The organism is Pedobacter cryophilus, assembly GCF_005116455.1.
In the GTDB taxonomy this organism is placed as follows: domain Bacteria; phylum Bacteroidota; class Bacteroidia; order Sphingobacteriales; family Sphingobacteriaceae; genus Pseudopedobacter; species Pseudopedobacter cryophilum.
The window spans coordinates 47,271-65,942 of sequence record NZ_SWBP01000007.1 but is presented as its reverse complement, the minus strand read 5'-3'; the positions used below and the strand labels follow the sequence as shown (position 1 = coordinate 65,942).

The following is an 18,672-nucleotide window of genomic DNA, read 5'->3' as shown; positions in this document are numbered from 1 at the left end:
GAAATTTCCATTTAAAATAAGAACACTATGAAATTGACTTTTTCTGTGCGTAGCGTGATAAGGCTAGATAAAATGAAACAAGATGGTAATTGCCCAATACACTTTTCTGTACGTGTTGGCGCAATAACCACAAGATTATCATCTGGTAAATCTATTAATCCCAAAGATTGGGATGATAAAAATAATTGTCCAAAAAAGAAGGATAAATACCTTCAACTTTTAGCAACATATCTTAATAAAAAAGAGAGTGGCTTTGAGACCTTTATGCTCACTAGAGAAAGCTTGGGTAAATCAATAACCTTAAATGTTGCTATGGATTATTTTAGAGATAATACCAAAGTGAGCCTTTTTAAATTTTGGGAGCAACAGATTGATCTTTGGCAGTTAACTAAAGAGCCTAATACTTTGAAATCTTACAAAAGTGGGCTTAATGTTATAAGAGAGTTCAATCCCAAATTAAACTTTGGCGACTTGTCCTATGACTGTATTCAGAAGTTTGATTTGTTTTTAAGGAAAGTTAGATCAAACTCTACAGGGGGATGTTTTACTAAACACAAAATTTTAAAAGCAATGATCAATCAAGCCATCATGAAAGGTTATATGAATGAGAATCCTTATCGCTACTTCAAAATAAAGTCAGCAGTTGGTAATAGGAAATTCTTGTCAATTGATGAAGTTAAACAAATAATGGTTTTGGAAATTCCGGCGAATAATGGCTTTTTAAATAGGGTAAAAGACCTTTTTTTATTCAGTTGTTTTACCGGACTGAGGTACTCTGATGTTGTAAATGTGAGATGGGAAAACATAAAATCAGAACCAGAAAGAATTGAGATTCAAGTTAAAAAAACTGATAAACCTTTAACTATACCATTATCATCAAAAGCAATAGAGATTCTAGATAAATATTCAAAGCTGACCATTAAGAGCCCTAAATCTTTGGCTTTACCAAAAATGGCGAATCAAGTAATTAACAGAGGGATTAAGGAATTAATGGAGTTAGCAGGTATTACAAAATCCATTAGTTTCCATTGTGCAAGACACACTTTTGCCTCAAACCATGTCGAAGCAGGAACGTATATGCCTCATCTAAAGGATTTGCTTGGTCATACCAACATTGTTCAAACTCAAATTTATGCTAAAACATTACCCGCAGATTTATACGATACGATGGATAAATTAAATAATATGTATAAACATGTTGGCTAGCATCATCAAGACCTTTAAAAATAAAAATATCATCCATCAGAACTATTAATTGCCAGTCCTACATCAAAATCATGGAACAAAACTTTAAATCATGAAAAAAATAAGTAAATATCAGACGTCTTGGACATCAATTGCCAAGCCAAATGAACTTGATAAATTCAAGAGAAAAATACTTTTAAAACCCATCAATCAGGATTTGATAGAGTTTATAGAGGATAAAATCAAAGGATTAATTGGGATTGATGAAAAGATGCTTTATCTCCACTTTGCTAAAAAAGAACTATTACATACGGAGAGAAGACCTGATTTTGAGCATTTTGTGGCTTTTGAGGACAATTATATGAATGACAGGCAAAATTTCAATCCAATAAAATGGATTGATGTGGAGCTGGAATTCTGGACTAACATTAAATTACTAAATTCTAATCAGCAAACATCAAGTGAAATTGCTCAAGCTAAATTAACCTTAAGTAAGAGTTGGTTAACTCAGGAAGAGGTTCAAGACATGTTTAAATTTAGTAGAACAACCCTTAACCGCAGAATTGCGGAAGGAATGCCATGTCATCAAAAAGGCAAATTTAAATTCTTTAATCTGGAAGAGGTAAGTGAATGGCTTAAAGAAGACGAAGCAGTCTGATTCCTAAAAATAAGCTTTTTTCATGCGTTTAAGTGTCCTAGGCAAAAGAACTTGGTCATAGGTAGTCAAAGCCATATTCTAATTTTAAAGTTTCATCTAACGACAGATTTAGCAGTTAAAACAAATTATACAGTAAAATGGATAACCCAAGAGAATTGCCCAAAAGACAACATTGCCCTGTCTGTAATAGATATGTTAAGCCCTCAACTCGGTATCGCATTTATCCCTGTGAAAAATGTGTTAAGAAGGCAGTTGATGACAAAGGTCATCGTGTAGGTTTTTTTAACATTACATTAGATGGACATGGTTGCCAAGGTAAGTTACTTGATTCAGGCAAATTAACAAGGTCAAGAATTTGCTTTATTAAGGATATGTCTTTCGAAGCTGAAGAGGCTCATTTTGGTGGAATAGTTCTACGTCCAATACCAAAACCGAACAAACGAACAGTTAAAAAGAAGGATTCTTATTAGGTTAAATTTTTTTTAAGTTTTTTTTAACTGATTTTCTTTTGGACTGTAAGTTTTTTCTGAATTTACTACAGCCCATGGTTAAATTTAATTCGCAAAGTTACTTACATTACTCCCTTTCGGGGAGTGATGTTATTATATTCTCTAGCAAATACTAATCTGAAGATTGTTTTAATCTTAAAAGAATTAAAAAGACAAAAGCAAAAGAGGTTCTTTGGAATAGAGAGAAATCTACAAAAAGTATTTTTAGAAATCCCAATTATAAGGAGAGAGAGGGGGTGGGGGGGTGAGTGGTTTCTGGTGTCTGGTGTTTACACCAGATTACCTCTACTCTAACCTCTAAATCTCAGAGATTAATTATATAAACCAAAGGATTCTACAAAATACAATATCTCAAAGTATAAGTCCAAAATTACTCCCAAATAACTTTAAGAAAGCAAAATGCTAATATTCTACAAGGGAAGAATTAGAAAACCAAAAACAAAAGAAAAAAGCCTTGAGATAGATGTAATCCAACATCAGATCTGAACAAACACAAGCAAATCATCATATCAGAACTAAATTGCCCAAGGTCAAAATAATCCTTACATTTTAGCTTGAAGTCTAAACGGATAAGTGAAAATAAAGAAATAGTTGAGGGCAGATTTGCGATTTAAGACAGTTTATTGCTTGGGGGCGCAACGACTGGTCATCGAGTTGAACATTACCCTGATTTTTTCGATATCAAGCAAATAAGGTGCTATTTTAATGTTTAATTTATTTTGCAGGTTAAAAATAAATAATTCAAGATAATGCATTATAAGAAATGTGAAATTTTTTATCTTGCAGTTACTTAAGACATTGAAGGCAAAATCCAATTCAAAACCAAGTTGTTGCCCATTTTGCTTTAGAAGTATTGTAAATACATCTGCTTTAATTATGAATAATATCTTATTTAATCGACGACAGCTTTATGAGTTGGTATGGTCAGAATCTCTTTTATCTATTTCTAAAAGATACAATATTTCAGATGTAGGTTTAAGAAAGGCATGTATTAGAATGGATATTCCATTGCCTGATTCAGGATATTGGAGTAAAGTTAGAGCAGGTAAGCAAGTTGAAGTTAAACCATTCCTAGATAATGAAAAGGATGAGGATTCACTCAGTTTATCGATAAGGGGAGAAGGTGGGAATATAATTGAATCTGAACTCTCTGAGCAAATGACAATACAAAAATCACTAGAACAAGATTTATCTCTTGATTTATCAGTTCCTAGTATTTTAATAGATCCCGACCCGTTAATTCTTAGTTTAGAAAAATCATTAGAAAAAAAGAAGGATTTCCACAAATTAGGTGAGTTATCATTTCCCGGCTTAAATGTACTTGATGTCCGAGTAACTCCTGAGAACTTAAATCGAACACTATGTATTCTAAATACTTTTATTAAGATTATGCGCAAAAGAGGGGTTGGATTTAAAGTCTCTGAAAGAGAGAGTTTTATTCAACTTGGTGGTGAGAATGTTAAAATGACTTTTAGAGAATCTCAAACAAAAGAAATAGTTAAAGAATACAATTGGGAGAGAACCAATCTTCGACCCAATGGGAATTTAATTTTAAAATTCGAACACTTTGGAGCTTCAGTATCTTGTAAGGATGGAAAAATACCAATTGAATTACAAGTATCTAAATTAGTCGCAAAACTTGAACTATTTGGTAGAAAATTGGAGATAGAACGTATTAAAAATGAAGAATGGCATCGTAAATATGATGAAGAAAGGAAGTTAGCTCAAGAATTTGAGCATCGGAAAAAACTTGAGCTTAGTTCTTTTAGAAAAGTCTTAAATGATTCTAGACGATGGAATGAGGTTGTTTTGCTTCGGGATTATATTACTCAAGTTGAAAAAAATGCTGTTGCGAATAACGTTTTAACAGAGGATTTGATGGCTTGGATTGAATGGGCTAGAAAAAAGGCTAATTGGTTTGATCCTATTTTAGAAGGTTCGGATGAATGGCTCCTTGATGTAGACCCAAATAGTTTGCTAATTGAAAACGTAAAAACTGAGAATAATTTTTTAAGGTACGATCAAGATTTAACAAATCATGACAAATCCAATTGGGCACTTATTTCATTCTATAATAAGAATAAGTAAAATAGGGTAAATTTTTTGGGTAAAAGGATTTGAACATTTGTGAACAGAAAACAGGTGTTTTTGGTTAGTAAAGGCACTTTAAATAGACGAAAATTGGGTTCGTTTTTCCATGCTGTCTACTTAAAGATCTGATAATCAACATTTTAATATTGTCGGCGTTTTTTTTATACCTCAGAATTTATCAGTTTTCGTTGATCTTGAGTTGAGTAAAACTATTATATGAAACAGTTTCTCTAATAATCTACTGCACTCGAATCAGAATAACAAGTCAATCAACTTGATTCATCAAACCCAAAGAACCTTTCCGAACAAACGAACAGTTAAAAAGACTTTAAAGCTAAATTTTTGCTCTTTGAGCATTGAAGAAATTATGTTTTATACTCACTTTAAATTCCCAAAGTTAATTACGCTTGTCCCCAAAGGGGATAAGTGTAATTATACTACTATGATTTATGTAGAATAAATGATTATTTGAATGTAGGAACTTCAAAGGAAGTGATGAAAGATTCATGGAAATACCATGTTTCCAATAAAAGAGAACTGTTTTAACACATAACCAAGCATTGGTTGTTTGAAAGCTTGAGCTTTGATGACTAAAATTGTTTGATGAGAATATCATATCTATCCCAGATTCAAACAAACCTTTAGAACTTTAAAATTGAGAGATGAGATGAACCGGAACTCTCAATTTAAGTCAATTAATAGCTTGAGAGCGCAACGATTGGGGGCTAAACTGATAATCTTATTGGTTTTTAAGTAAAGTTGGGAAATTCATGCTAATTTAGTGAAACGAAGTAATTTATACTTAGAGTTATTGAATGTCAGCAAAAATCACAATAGGACTTCATACCAGTACTCAAAAGGCTTTACATATTAGAGATTCCGGCAATGGACTTGCTTGTGGTTGCACTTGCTTTGGCTGTAAAGAGCCTTTAATTGCAAATCAAGGAAAAAAGAAAGATTGGCATTTCAGTCACCATAGTGATTCTGATTGTTCTGGGGGCTTAGAAACAGCTTTACACAAATTGGCAAAAGAAATTATTGTGGAAAGTGAATCTATGGTGTTCCCAAAATATGAAAAACTAAATTATCGAAACTCAACTTCAGAAAAACCATTGAAATCATTTAGACCGGATGTTTCAGCAGAGCTTGAAGATGGCGTTCAAATCTATTTTGAAATCTTTCATCGTCATAAGAACACAGAGAGAAAAAACACTTTTTACAAAACTTCAAAGCTTAAAAGTGTCGAGATTGATATGTCTGGATGTCCATTAAATTCAAGAGACTCCATCAAGAATTTTGTGTTGAATGTGCCTAAAAACAAAAGTATTATTTATTGGGAAGATGAGTTAAATACGATTTCAAAAACATCGTATAAAATCGACTTCAAGTTAATATCTGTTTTAGTCTTGGGGCTTATTGCTTTAGTTTCGGTCATTGTCAACTTCACAAAATCAAAAAAGAATAAGTTTATTAATTGAGGATTCAATTGATAGTGTTTCTTTAAAAGTAAAAAATTGTTAAATTGCTCAAAACAACCTATGAGCAAATCAAAACCCCAAAGATTCGAAACATTTTTTGAACTATACCAAACTTTAGTTGCTCCATTAAAGAAATCTAAACCAGAATATATTAGACTTGATGGTCAAATAAAAGGTAGCAATAGAGGCGTTTTTGGTTATTTTAAATTCAATAATTCTTTTTGGAAAATTGATGCTGATACACAAATTGATAAATTGGATTTAGCTAAAAAATTATTGTTGAAGGACAATGATGCATTAATTGTAAGACCAACAAAAAACAATAAAAACGAGTGTTTAGTTATCAAAGGTCAATCAGTCTGGAATAAAAAATTTTATGTTTATAAAGTTAGTTAATTATGAGTTTTTCAAGAGAAGAGCTACTATATAAGGATTTTTTGCTCCAACAAAGAATAACTCAAGAACTTATAGATAAGTTAGACGCCAATCAGAAATTGACCATTGCTGAAGCAAGACATATTTGTGGAAAATTGAAATTATTTCGCAATGAAAGAGATGAAAATATAGATGCCCTAAAATACTCTCAGTGTAACGATTGTATATTTCAAGATAAATATCTTCTTTATATAAATAATCATGAAGGTTGGGGAGATGCTTATGACTTTGATGGAAAAATAAATCAATCTCAAAAAAGAAAAGATGCTGAGTTTTTAAATCAGCATTTCTTATCTTGGGAAGAAACTGTCATTAAAAACCTTCGTCTAACTGATGAAATTAAAAGGCATATCGCAATAGAAACCAATAGGCAGATAAAATCTTTAAAAAGTTATTGCACCCAAATGCACTTTGGAAGTAATCATTTCAATTTTTTGAGAAAGGGTTTAATTTTGCATAGTAAATTTCTCTATTTAACGGTTCTTGAATACTATGATGAGGGAAATAGTAAAGAAGATATTGTTAACATATGTAATCATAAGTTTGTAATTGATAGCTATGTTTATATTCATGTTCTTTTTAGACACTTTGCTGAGACAGTCATGGAACATCAACAAAAATCTTATCACACTATTAAACATTTTGAACATAAAAACCTACCAAAGCAAATATTAGAAATGTTAAAAAATTACTCTTTAGTAGTAGATTGTAATAGCTTTGACAAAGAGAAGCTTTTTTTTAAATTGGATGATACTCATTTTGCATTGTGGTTTAAAGAAATTGAATTTAACAAGAAGGGGAAGTCAAAAGAACGGGTCATTCAACTTCAAACCTTATATCCAGTCGAATTAAGGCATGATTTTGAAAAAATAAAAAACCTAACCCCGATAAAATTCGATAGCACTCTTTGGTTTTATTTTTAAAACATATCGACATGTCGAGCCCTAACTTTACCTATCTTCAATTTCACCCTTCAAGCCAAATGACAACTGATATATTTAGAGAACACCAAATAAGGTTTTTAAATTATTTCGATAATAGAAGAATAAATGAAATAGAAAGCCTATTAGCAAGCTTTTATGTCGAATTTCCAATTAAGAGTTTAAAAGACCTCACAAAGGAAGAATATGTCCTTGGAAGGAGGTATGTTGATGACATAGAAAGCTTTTGTTATTGGATGGAAAAAAAACTAGAAAACTTTGGTAAAATCTCAGGTAGTAACGCAAGCCAATATGGAGCATATTATGGTAAATATGGAAAAAATTCTAAAAAACAGTATAGAATCACAAATAAGTATGGAAATGATTTCAATACAGCATTTGAAAATTTAAAGCATAAAATTTCCGACCTATTAATTTTAGGCTTAAATCACGACTACAGAAGTATTTCTCTTTCAATCATACCAGATAAGTTTAAAGGTAAATTGTTAGCGACATACTTCCCAAACCAATATTTAAGCATATATTCAAAAGAGTATCTAAATGAAATACTGATGTATTTTAATTTGGATGACGAAGCTAGTCTTATTGAAGAACCAATTTACAATCAATTACGCCTAATAAAATGGAAAAATGAAGACGATGTAATGAAACCATGGTCTTTAATGAAATTTGCAATGTTCATAAATGATGAACTCTATACGTATTTATATAATACTAGCTTAAATAATGAAGAGGATAAAGCTCCTAAATTTCCAGAAATAGGTAAACTTAATCCTAGTTTTATCACAGGCTTAGAAATAGACAAAGACTTTATCATTCCAGATAAAAAAAGAAGAAGCTCGCTATTATTAAAAAAGAAAAATTATGAGAAATTAAACCTTAGGAATAAAGCTATTGGTGACCGTGGAGAGCATGTCGTCGAAATATGGGAAAAAGAATATTTAATAGAAAATGGGAGACCTGATTTAGCAAAGAAAGTTAAATGGGTTGCTAGAAAAAATGATAGCTTAGGTTATGATATTGTATCTTGGACTTTAGATAATAAGAAGAAGTATATTGAAGTTAAGTCAACCTCAAAAATGAAGGCTGACCCCAATTTCTTTATAACTGCCTTCGAATTGTCTCAAGCCGAAACTCTTTCAAATTACTGTATTTATTATGTATTCGATATATTTAGTTTATCCCCTAAAATATGGGATTTGGGTAATCCATTCTCACCAAAAAATGTGGGCGTAGATATTAGTCCTACTGCTTATAAGATAAGTATGAGAGCAAAAAAGATAATTTAGAGTTATTTAAAATAGGGTAAATTTTTTGGGTAAAAGGATTTGAACATTTGTGAACAGAAAACAGGTGTTTTTGGTTAGTAAAGGCACTTTAAATAGACAAAAATTGGGTTCGTTTTTCCCTACGGGCTACAAAGCCGCTTTACGATAAGTTTAGCGGCTTTTTGCTTTATATAAATTTCTATTTTCCCTCTGCTATTATTTTTAACCGTAAATAAATCTATTAAAAATAATCCTTTTCAAAAAAGTCAAATTGAACATTTAGGCTATTAGTTTTTACTATCCTCCTATTCAAATCTCTTACAAAAAACTATTTTTGACTCAGGCTAAATATTAAAAGCAATCAAAATCATAAGAGTTTGGAAGGTTTTATTTTCCACATAAACTATAAAAAACGAAATCAAAAATGAAGGCACTTTTAATTGTAAGCATTTTTATTTTATTAAGTACTTTCAAAACAACAGCTCAAAATTTTATTGATTTATATCCCAAGGAGATTCCAAATTCTAAAAAGCCTATTTCAAATGAAACTGTTGAGGTTTCAAAAGCAGGTATTATTTCTCAAGTAATTAAACCCACATTGCAAGTTTTTATTCCTGAAAAGGACATAGCAACCGGAACAGCGATTTTAATTTGCCCCGGTGGTTCATATAAAGTTTTAGTTTATGATGGAGAAGGAGTGAATACGGCAAAGCAATTAGCTAGCAGAGGGATCACAGCTTTCGTTTTAAAATATAGATTACCTGATGATGAATTAATGATTGATAAAAAAAATGGACCTCTTCAAGATGCGCAACAAGGCATTAAAATAATCAGAGAGAATGCCTTAAAATGGGGTATTAATCCTAATAAAGTGGGCGTGATGGGTTTTTCTGCTGGAGGGCATTTAGCATCAACCTTAGCAACGCATTATCAAGAATCATTAATCGAAAATGGAAATCAAATCAACCTTCGACCCGATTTTCAAGTTCTAATTTACCCTGTAATCAGCATGCGGGATAGCTTAACGCATCCTGATTCTAGAACCAATTTACTTGGCAAAAATCCTTCTAAAAGTGTATTAGATAATTTTTCAAACGAGATGCAATTAAATGCTCAAAGTCCGCCTGCGTATGTGATACATGCAGCAGATGATACTTTGGTAGATGTAGAAAACAGTATAGTTTATTTCCAAAGGTTGAAACAACTAAAGGTCCCAACAGAATTGCATATTTACCCAAAAGGAGGTCATGGTTTTATTTTTAAACATGATACTTGGATGCTTCCATTTTACGATTGGATGAAGAAATATGGATGGTAGCCATTTCAAAATCTTAAATTACTATAGCAAATCAGAGCTTCCTAACTAGGATGTTATGATTGCAAATAACTCATTATCAAAACATGAAAAAATTATTTTTAAGTATTGTTGCATTATTTTTTTTACTAGCCAACAATCAAAGTTGGGCGCAATCAAGAGCTCAAAATCCTATCATGTTTGCTGATGTGCCAGATTTATCAATGATTAGGGTTGGCGATACTTATTATATGAGTAGCACTACCATGCACATGAGCCCGGGTTTACCTATCATGAAATCAAAAGATTTAGTGAATTGGGAACTGGTGAGTTATGCTTATGATGTTTTAGAAAGTAACGATGAATTGAATCTCGATAATGGAAAAAATACTTATGGGCGAGGTTCTTGGGCGAGTAGTTTTAGGTATCATAAAGGAATATATTATGTAAGCACTTTTTCTCAGAGCACTGGTAAAACACATATTTATAGCACAAATAATATAGAAAAAGGTCCTTGGAAATCAATTTCATTTAGACCGAGTTATCATGATCATTCTTTATTTTTTGATGATGACGGAAAGGTATATTTAGTTTACGGAGCAGGAAAAATTAAATTGGTTGAACTTAATGAAGATGTTTCTGGAGTAAGACCTGGGACTTCAGAAAAGGTAATTATTGAAAATGCAAGTGCTCCATCGGGTTCAAATGGAGGTCTTCCTGCAGAAGGATCTCAACTTTTTAAAGTAAACAATAAATATTATTTGGTAAACATTACTTGGCCTAGAGGCGGAATGCGTACAGTTGTAATTCATAGAGCTGATAATATCAACGGTCCTTATGAGGGCAGAGTTGCTTTGCAAGATATGGGTATTGCTCAAGGTGGATTAATTGATTCGCCTGAAGGTGTTTGGTACGCTTATTTGTTTAGAGATTTTGGTTCTGTTGGTCGTATTCCTTACACAGTTCCAGTAAAGTGGGAAGATGGTTGGCCTGTCTTAGGCGAAAACGGAAAAGTTCCTCAAACCTTAGAATTACCAGCAAGCAAAGGCTTAATTCCTAATATTGTTGCGTCTGACAAATTCAAGCGCAAAAAGAAAGATAAAGCTTTGCCTTTAGTTTGGCAATGGAATCACAATCCAGATCATCAATTATGGTCGGTTACGGAGCGTAAAGGATATTTAAGACTTAAAACAGGCAGATTAGACACCGCATTTTTACAAGCTAAAAATACGTTAACACAACGCACTATTGGTCCGCAATCATCAGCAAATACATTAATTGAGTTAAGCAATATGAAAGATGGCGATTTTGCAGGCCTAGCTTTACTGCAAAGTAAGTATGGTTTAGTAGGTGTAAAGTATGAAAATGGAGTAAAATCTATTGTTGTTGTGAATGCAGAAAGTGGTAAAGCGGTTGAGCAAGAAAAAGTACTCTTAACGCAAAACATAGTTTATTTAAAAGCAGACTGTGATTTTACTAATCGAAAAGATGTAGCAAACTTCTTTTACAGTTTAGATGGTAAAATCTGGAACGCTATTGGCAAACCATTAAAAATGAGTTATACCATTCCACATTTTATGGGGTATAGATATGGATTATTTAATTATTCAACCAAAAATACAGGTGGCTTTGTAGATTTTGACTTTTACCGAATAGAAAATCAGATTATTAAGTAGTCTAATAAATAAGTTTAACATAAGTTCCATCATTTTGATAAATTGAGAAATGCCAAAGTAGCTGTGTTAGGTAATATTGTTGCGGTTATTATTTGTGAGGATAAGATGAATTGTTCTAATTTAAATCTTATACCTCATTAAATGTTAGGTTATATATCTTTTAATTGGTAAAACAGAGTCCTCCCAAGACTCTGTTTTTTTTGGTTTAATCTTGGATTATATAAACATCAATTAAAATTTGTTCTAACTGTTTCTTCGATATTTAAAATTATAAATTTTTTTCGCTTCTTTCTGATAATTAAAGGCTTATGATTAGGCAATCTTTTTTTAAATTTTGTAATCAATTTGAGATTGAACATTTGTACTATCATTTAGCACAATTGACAGGTATTTGCACAGTCGATAAAATTACTTTTACCTCACTAGTTATAAAATTTAAGACCAATTTTCAAAAAGAGCTTTTATACTCGTTTTGTGTCAAATATATAAGCATGAGTATGCTGGCTCTACCAAAACTAAATTTAAACGCAATTACAAATTAATTGATATGATGATTTACAAAAAGCTTTTTTCGTACACCTCTTTAATCTTCGCTCTTACTTTTTTTAGTTCTAAAGCATTTTCTCAACTTACGCTACCCAATCCAATACTTTCTGGTTTTTACCCCGATCCTGCAATTTGTAAAGTAGGAAGTGATTATTATGTGGTTAATTCTACTTTCTCATTTTTTCCTGGTTTACCAGTTTTACACAGTAAAGATTTAAAAAATTGGAGACAGATAGGAAGCGTAATTACTAGGCCTTCACAAATGGATTTTATGGGAGAAACTGTTAGTCGTGGATTATTTGCGCCTGCCATTAATTACCATAATGGTTTGTTTTATGTAACCTGTACGGATATAGATAATGGTGGAAATTTTGTGGTTACGGCAAAAAATCCGGCTGGGCCGTGGAGTGATCCAGTATATATAAGAGAAGTAAGAGGAATTGATCCTTCATTATTTTTTGATGATAATAAAGCTTACATCATTTATAATAGTAATCCACCAGATAATAAATCATTATACAGCGGACATAGAACTTTAAGAATGTATGAGTTTGATGCAGTTAATTTAAAAGTAATAGGAGAAGAAACGCTTTTAGTAAACGGCGGAGTTGATATCAGTAAAAAACCTATTTGGATAGAAGGCCCACATATTTACAAAAGAGAAGGTTGGTATTATTTAATGGCTGCCGAAGGTGGCACTGCGGTTAACCATTCTGAAGTTGTGCTGAGAAGTAAAAATCCGAGAGGACCCTACATTGCTTATGAAAAAAATCCTATTCTAACCCAAAGACATTTAGATCCTAATCGTAAAAATCCTATCACTTCTACTGGTCATGCTGATTTAGTGGAAGGACCTGATGGAAAAACTTATGCCATTTTTATTGCAGTTAGACCTTATGAGGGGGATTACTATAATACAGGAAGAGAAACCTTTATTGCTCCAGTAAAATGGATTGATGGTTGGCCGGTTATCAACCCAGATAATGAAGAAGTTTTATACGAGTATCCGGTAAGCTGGAAAGAACATAAGTTTAAAAATTCAATTCCATTGAACGGAAATTTTGATTATAAATTTGATTTTAAAGATTCATTAAACTCACAATTTTTATTCTTGAGAACTAATAAAGCCGATTGGTACAGCTTACAAACTCGCAAAAATTACCTAACCATGAATTTAAGCCCAGAAACTATTATGGGCGCTGCAAACCCATCTTTTTTAGGTAAACGTCAACAGCATTTAACAAGCGAGGCTATTGTCGAAATGGATTTTTCTGCAAAGCAGGATAATGAAAAAGCAGGCTTAACGATTTTTCAAAACGAAACGCATTTTTACTACATCTGTAAATCTGTAAAAAATGGCAAAGAGGTCATCCAACTTTTTAAAAGTAACCCTAAAACAAAAGAGATGGATTTGATAGAAGAAACTTCTTTTAATGAGCCGGTAAAAAAGGTTTATTTAAAAATCAACTCAAATAAGGATAAATATTCTTTTTCTTATGCAACAAAAAAGAACGATTGGCAAACACTTGGTAAAGATTTGGACGGTAAATTTTTAAGCACCAGAGTAGCAGGAGGTTTTGTTGGCGCATTATACGGCATGTACACCACTTCATTAGGTGTTAAATCAACCAATGCAGCACAGTTTAAGTGGTTTAATTATAGCGGAAATGACGAGACTTTTAAGTAAGCAGCTAATTTTTAAAGTGTTGTGTGAATAGAAGTTTATTTAGTGTTTTTTCTACATTGAAGTCTATTAAAACTTATGTTTTTAATATTTTATATTTATTGTATAGTTTTCAATGGTTAATATATATTTGTTAAAACCAATATTTTTTTCTTGAAAGCGATTTCCTTTTCGTTTCTAGAATCAGAATATAAACCAATTTCATTTCTCAAATTTTAATGAGGATTACGCTTAATTATGTTAAACTATTTGTTTAATAAGTCTTTTTTTTCATTTGTTGTGGTATGCTTGCTTATTGCAAATCAAGCATACTGTCAAAACAATGAGATAAATTTCACCTCCATTACTTCAAGATCTGGCTTATCATCAAACACCATAAATGTAATTGCAAAAGATAAATATGGCTTTTTATGGTTTGGTACCGAGGATGGCTTAAATAAGTATGATGGCACTAATTTTACTGTTTATCGCCATAAGCAAAATGATAAAACAAGTTTACCTGTTAATGCAGTTTCGGCACTTTATGAGGATAAAAAAGGTAACTTATGGATTGGTACTGACGGAGGTTCTTTAAGTGTTTATGATAGAAAAAAAGACTGTTTTATAAATTTCTTGAATGATGAAAAAGCCAATCAAATTAATCCCATCATTAGATTTATAAACGAAGATAGTTTTGGTAAAATTTGGATAGGTCATTTTAGTGGTTTAACCTACATAAATCCAAATTATGAGAATATTCTTAAGTCTAAAATCACCAATGAACTCTCGCCCTTTACGGCCTCAAAAATAGGACTTTGTTTTTTTGAAGATAGTAAAAAGCGAATTTGGATTGGGACTTCAAGTGGGTTGCTATTATTTGATAATAACCGAAAAAAATTCACCACCTTTGATGCCAATTCGGCTGTTCCAAAAGGAATGTCTAACAAAGCTGTAAAAAGCATAACCGAGGATATTTATCATAATATTTGGTTTGCAACTGATGATGGGCTGATTACCTTGGGTAACAATCGAGTCAATTTTATAAACTACTCTAAAACCATTAATACCTATTTAAATGATAAATTGATTTATCATGTAGCCGCAAATAAAGGGGGAAAGTTATGGATAGGAACCGATGAAGGATTGAATATTTTGGATATCAAAACCAATAAAATTTCTAATTACTTCCCTGATAGTAGAAATAAAAACAGCTTATCCACCAAATCTATTCGGTATGTTTTTATTGATAAAGATGATATCCATTGGTTAGGCACCTACCAAGGCGGAGTAAATAAATACGATAAAAACTTACCTATTTTTCATTTAAAGCAAAGCAACCCTTTTGATAATTACAGTTTAAAAGCACCCGTTGTTACTTCATTTGCAAAAGGTTCTCAAAGTAATTTGGTTTATGTTGGTACTGATGGTGGCGGGCTACATTTATATGATAAAAAAACAGGGCTCTTCAACCACATTTCTATTCAAGCGAACGAAAATTATTTAAACGATTTACCTATACAAGCTTTAGAAAAGGATAAAAGTAATCAATTATGGATTGGTACATTTTCACTTGGTCTTTTTAGATATCACACCACTACAAAAGCCATTAAACAATTCAAAAAAGGTAATTCTGATTTAAGTTTAAGCAGTAATGATGTTTTTGCAATTAAAGAGGATAGAAAAGGAAATGTATGGATTGGCACCAATGGGAATGGCTTAAATGTTTATAATCCGCTTACAGAAAAAATTAAAAAATTTTCTAACGAGAAAGATGCAAACCAATTTTCATTTTTAAGCAGCGCTTATATCCGGTCAATAGGAGAAGATAAATTTGGGAACATTTGGATTGGTTCGCATGGTTCTGGTTTAGGCGTTTATAACCCACAATCAGAAAGCATTCAAGTTTACACGGTTAATAATAGCAAGTTGCCCGCTAACATTGTTCTTTCTGTTTTAGTAACCAATTCTGGTGAAGTATTAGTAGGCTCAATGGGTGGCGGAGTAAGTATATTTAACGCCAAAACCAAAGCTTTTACATCATTTTCAGAGGAGCAAGGTTTAGCCAATTCGGTTATTTACAAATTAATTGAAGATAAACATGGATTAATTTGGTGCAGCACAAATTTGGGTATAAGTAGTTTTAATTTGAAAACAAAAAAGTTTAAGAACTACAACTTCCATAATGGTTTACAAAATAACAATTATGTATTAGGAGCTGGCCTACTGCAAACAGACGGAACCGTATTTTTTGGTGGGCTAGATGGTTTAAATTACTTTGATCCATCAAAACTTAAAATAGATGAGATTATACCTCGTGTTATTCTTACAGAGTTAAAAATTGCTAATAAAACCATTAATCCAGGTCCTGATTCGCCTTTAGAAGAGCATATTTCAATAGCGAAAAGAATAGAGATTGATTACAAGCAAAGCTTTTCTATAAATTTTGTTGCGCTAGATTATACCACCCCACAACAAAATAAATACTCCTACAAGCTTGAGGGTTTTGAGAAAAAATGGAATTTTGTTGAATCGTCAAAAACTGCTTCTTATACCAATCTTAGCCCTGGCGAGTATGTTTTAAAAGTTAGAGCAAGTAATATAAATGGCGTTTGGAATTCAAATCCAACATCAATAATAATTTATGTAAAACCGCCTTTTTGGCTAACTATCTATGCTTATCTCTTCTATTTGATAGCAGCTGTTTCTATACTTTTTTACATTAGACATAGAGGGATTCAAAAGTTGAAATTTGATTTTGCCCTTGAACAAGAAAAACTTAAAGCAAAGCAACAAATTGAAGAGGAGCGAAGAGAAGCCGAACGTCTGCATGAATTTGATGAACTTAAAATTAAATTCTTAACAAATTTAAGTCACGAGTTTAGAACGCCAGTTTCATTAATCATGGGGCCTGTTGATCAATTGATACAACATGAAAAAGATTCACCATATCATTTTCAACTCAAGATTATTCGCAGAAATGCCAGAAGGTTACTCAATTTAGTGAATCAGCTGCTTGATTTTGGAAATTTAAAAACACATGAGCAAAAGCTAAACTTAGCTGAAGGAGATTTTATTTCTTTTTCAAAAGAACTATCAGATTCTTTTAAAGATTTAGCAGAGCGGAAGCAAATCAACTTCGAGTTTAAAAGCGGAATAGCCTTTTACTTTACATCATTTGATCATGATAAAATTGAGAGAATTTTATTCAATCTGTTATCCAATGCATTCAAATTCACTTTAAAAGGTGGCGAAATACTTTTAAAAATTGAAGAATCTGATGGCTCACAAGGTATAAAACTCTCTGTTTCTGATACAGGTATTGGAATAAATCCAGAAAATAAGGATAAAGTTTTTGATAGGTTTTTTCAAGATGATTCTAGTAAATCAATTCTAAATCAAGGAAGTGGTATTGGTTTATCTATAGCAAGTGAATTTGTAAAAATGCATGGAGGCACTATTGAGGTAGAGAGCATTATTGGTAAAGGCTCACAGTTTACCATTCATTTCCCTTTCCAAAGGCTAACCAATTTACCAGTATCAGAAGAAGAGTTTGAATCTATAGATGATGAAAGTAATGTTTCAATTCTTGAAGATAATAGTGGTTTAAATATTCCAGATGCTACACTTCCAGTCGTATTATTGGTTGAGGATGATGATGATTTTAGATTTTATTTAAAAGATAATTTACAAAGCTTTTATAAAATTATTGAAGCTAGTAACGGAAAAGAAGGATGGCAAAAGGTTTTATCAGCTCATCCACAATTGGTAGTGAGTGATATTAGTATGCCATATTTTAACGGGATAGAGTTATGTAGCAAAATAAAATCTGATAAGCGCACCAACCATATTCCCGTGATGTTATTAACCGCATTAACTGGTGAAGAAAATCAATTATTAGGGTTAGAAACAGGTGCAAATGATTACCTAACCAAACCTTTTAATTTTGAAATTTTAAATATTAAGATTAGAAATTTACTTACTCTTAATCAAAGACTTAGAAATACTTACTCTAAGCAAATTAAGGTTTCTACAACAGAAGTAGCGGTAGAGTCTCAAAACGAAAAGCTTTTAAATAAAGTATTACAATATATAGAAGACAACCTAAATAATTCTCAGTTATCAGTTGAAGATATGAGTAAAAGCATAGGGATGAGTAGAGGGTCTCTTTATTCTAAATTATTAGAATTAACTGGAGAAACTCCGGTAGAGTTTATAAGATCTGTAAAGTTAGACAAAGCAGCAGTTTTGCTAGAAAAAAGCGATTTAAATGTTGCCCAAATTTGTTATTCGGTTGGTTTTGCTACTCCTAATTATTTTGCAAGAGCTTTTAAATCGAGATTTAATATGCTACCCTCAGAGTATATTAACTTAAAGCGTAATGAGTTAAACTCTTAAACTCTTTTGCGGCTGTAGAAAATCAAGCCTTTCTTCCCATAAATTTTCTTCAAATTTTAGAGCCTTCTTTCAATTTGTACATTTCTAACCATTTGTTGAATCATTTGCACATTTGAATCATCAAAATGAGACTCAATTATATTTGTTTAAATGTGTTTTAAGCGCTTTTATCCTAAAAATAGTTTATTAAAGCATCAATTTTTGGTTTGAACAAATTTAGCATCATTATAAACAAATGTACTATTGCTAAATAGTAAAGTAGACTACTTTAGATTAACTAATTATAAGTAACCACTCCTATTAGTGGATACAACCAAACTAAATTAAAACAATATGATAGCTCCAACTTAATCGCTTGGTATAAATAAATTGCTTTTGTATAGCAATCGATTGCGACCTAAAAAACTTACCCAACCTAAATTTTATTAAATGAAAAAAAACTTACTTAAGGCATTAGCTTATCGAATTCAGAAACTGATGAATCAATCATCAATTACCTATTTATTAAAACCTACAACAAGAATTAATTTCTT

At 31.6% G+C, this 18,672-nt stretch carries 11 protein-coding genes; all 11 read left to right on the top strand.

Annotated features, from left to right (window positions below; translation table 11 throughout):
- The first annotated feature begins 27 nt into the window (after positions 1 to 27).
- The 11 genes from FA046_RS15735 (at position 28) to FA046_RS15685 (ending at position 18,139) form a co-directional block, all read left to right on the top strand.
- The gene (locus tag FA046_RS15735) at positions 28 to 1,206 is read left to right on the top strand and encodes a site-specific integrase (protein ID WP_136827498.1); all 1,179 of its coding nucleotides are present in this window, start codon (positions 28 to 30) and stop codon (positions 1,204 to 1,206) included.
- A 91-nt stretch (positions 1,207 to 1,297) separates the two neighbouring features.
- Positions 1,298 to 1,843, top strand: a complete 546-nt coding sequence (locus FA046_RS15730; protein WP_136827497.1) for a helix-turn-helix domain-containing protein — start codon at positions 1,298 to 1,300, stop codon at positions 1,841 to 1,843.
- A 1,385-nt stretch (positions 1,844 to 3,228) separates the two neighbouring features.
- Entirely contained in the window at positions 3,229 to 4,440 is a 1,212-nt protein-coding gene (locus tag FA046_RS15725; RefSeq protein WP_136827496.1) for a hypothetical protein, read from the top strand.
- A gap of 818 nt (positions 4,441 to 5,258) precedes the next feature.
- Positions 5,259 to 5,921 carry a competence protein CoiA family protein gene (locus FA046_RS15720; protein ID WP_136827495.1) on the top strand — a complete coding sequence of 221 codons (663 nt, stop codon included), beginning with the start codon at positions 5,259 to 5,261 and terminating at the stop codon, positions 5,919 to 5,921.
- A 60-nt stretch (positions 5,922 to 5,981) separates the two neighbouring features.
- Positions 5,982 to 6,317 carry a hypothetical protein gene (locus FA046_RS15715; RefSeq protein ID WP_136827494.1) on the top strand — a complete coding sequence of 112 codons (336 nt, stop codon included), beginning with the start codon at positions 5,982 to 5,984 and terminating at the stop codon, positions 6,315 to 6,317.
- Between the two features lie 2 nt (positions 6,318 to 6,319).
- Positions 6,320 to 7,279, top strand: coding sequence for a hypothetical protein (locus tag FA046_RS15710; RefSeq protein ID WP_136827493.1), 960 nt, complete (start codon positions 6,320 to 6,322; stop codon positions 7,277 to 7,279).
- 59 nt (positions 7,280 to 7,338) lie between these two features.
- Complete coding sequence (locus FA046_RS15705; RefSeq protein WP_169303392.1) at positions 7,339 to 8,586, top strand: protein NO VEIN domain-containing protein; 1,248 nt, start codon at positions 7,339 to 7,341, stop codon at positions 8,584 to 8,586.
- Positions 8,587 to 8,989: 403 nt separating this feature from the next.
- Positions 8,990 to 9,883: an alpha/beta hydrolase gene (locus tag FA046_RS15700; protein WP_136827491.1), complete on the top strand. Its 894-nt coding sequence runs from the start codon at positions 8,990 to 8,992 to the stop codon at positions 9,881 to 9,883.
- A gap of 83 nt (positions 9,884 to 9,966) precedes the next feature.
- Positions 9,967 to 11,535, top strand: coding sequence for a glycoside hydrolase family 43 protein (locus tag FA046_RS15695; protein WP_136827490.1), 1,569 nt, complete (start codon positions 9,967 to 9,969; stop codon positions 11,533 to 11,535).
- Between the two features lie 547 nt (positions 11,536 to 12,082).
- Positions 12,083 to 13,768, top strand: a complete 1,686-nt coding sequence (locus FA046_RS15690; protein WP_205943683.1) for a glycoside hydrolase family 43 protein — start codon at positions 12,083 to 12,085, stop codon at positions 13,766 to 13,768.
- Between the two features lie 234 nt (positions 13,769 to 14,002).
- Positions 14,003 to 18,139: a hybrid sensor histidine kinase/response regulator transcription factor gene (locus FA046_RS15685; protein WP_136827489.1), complete on the top strand. Its 4,137-nt coding sequence runs from the start codon at positions 14,003 to 14,005 to the stop codon at positions 18,137 to 18,139.
- The last annotated feature ends 533 nt before the right edge of the window (positions 18,140 to 18,672 follow it).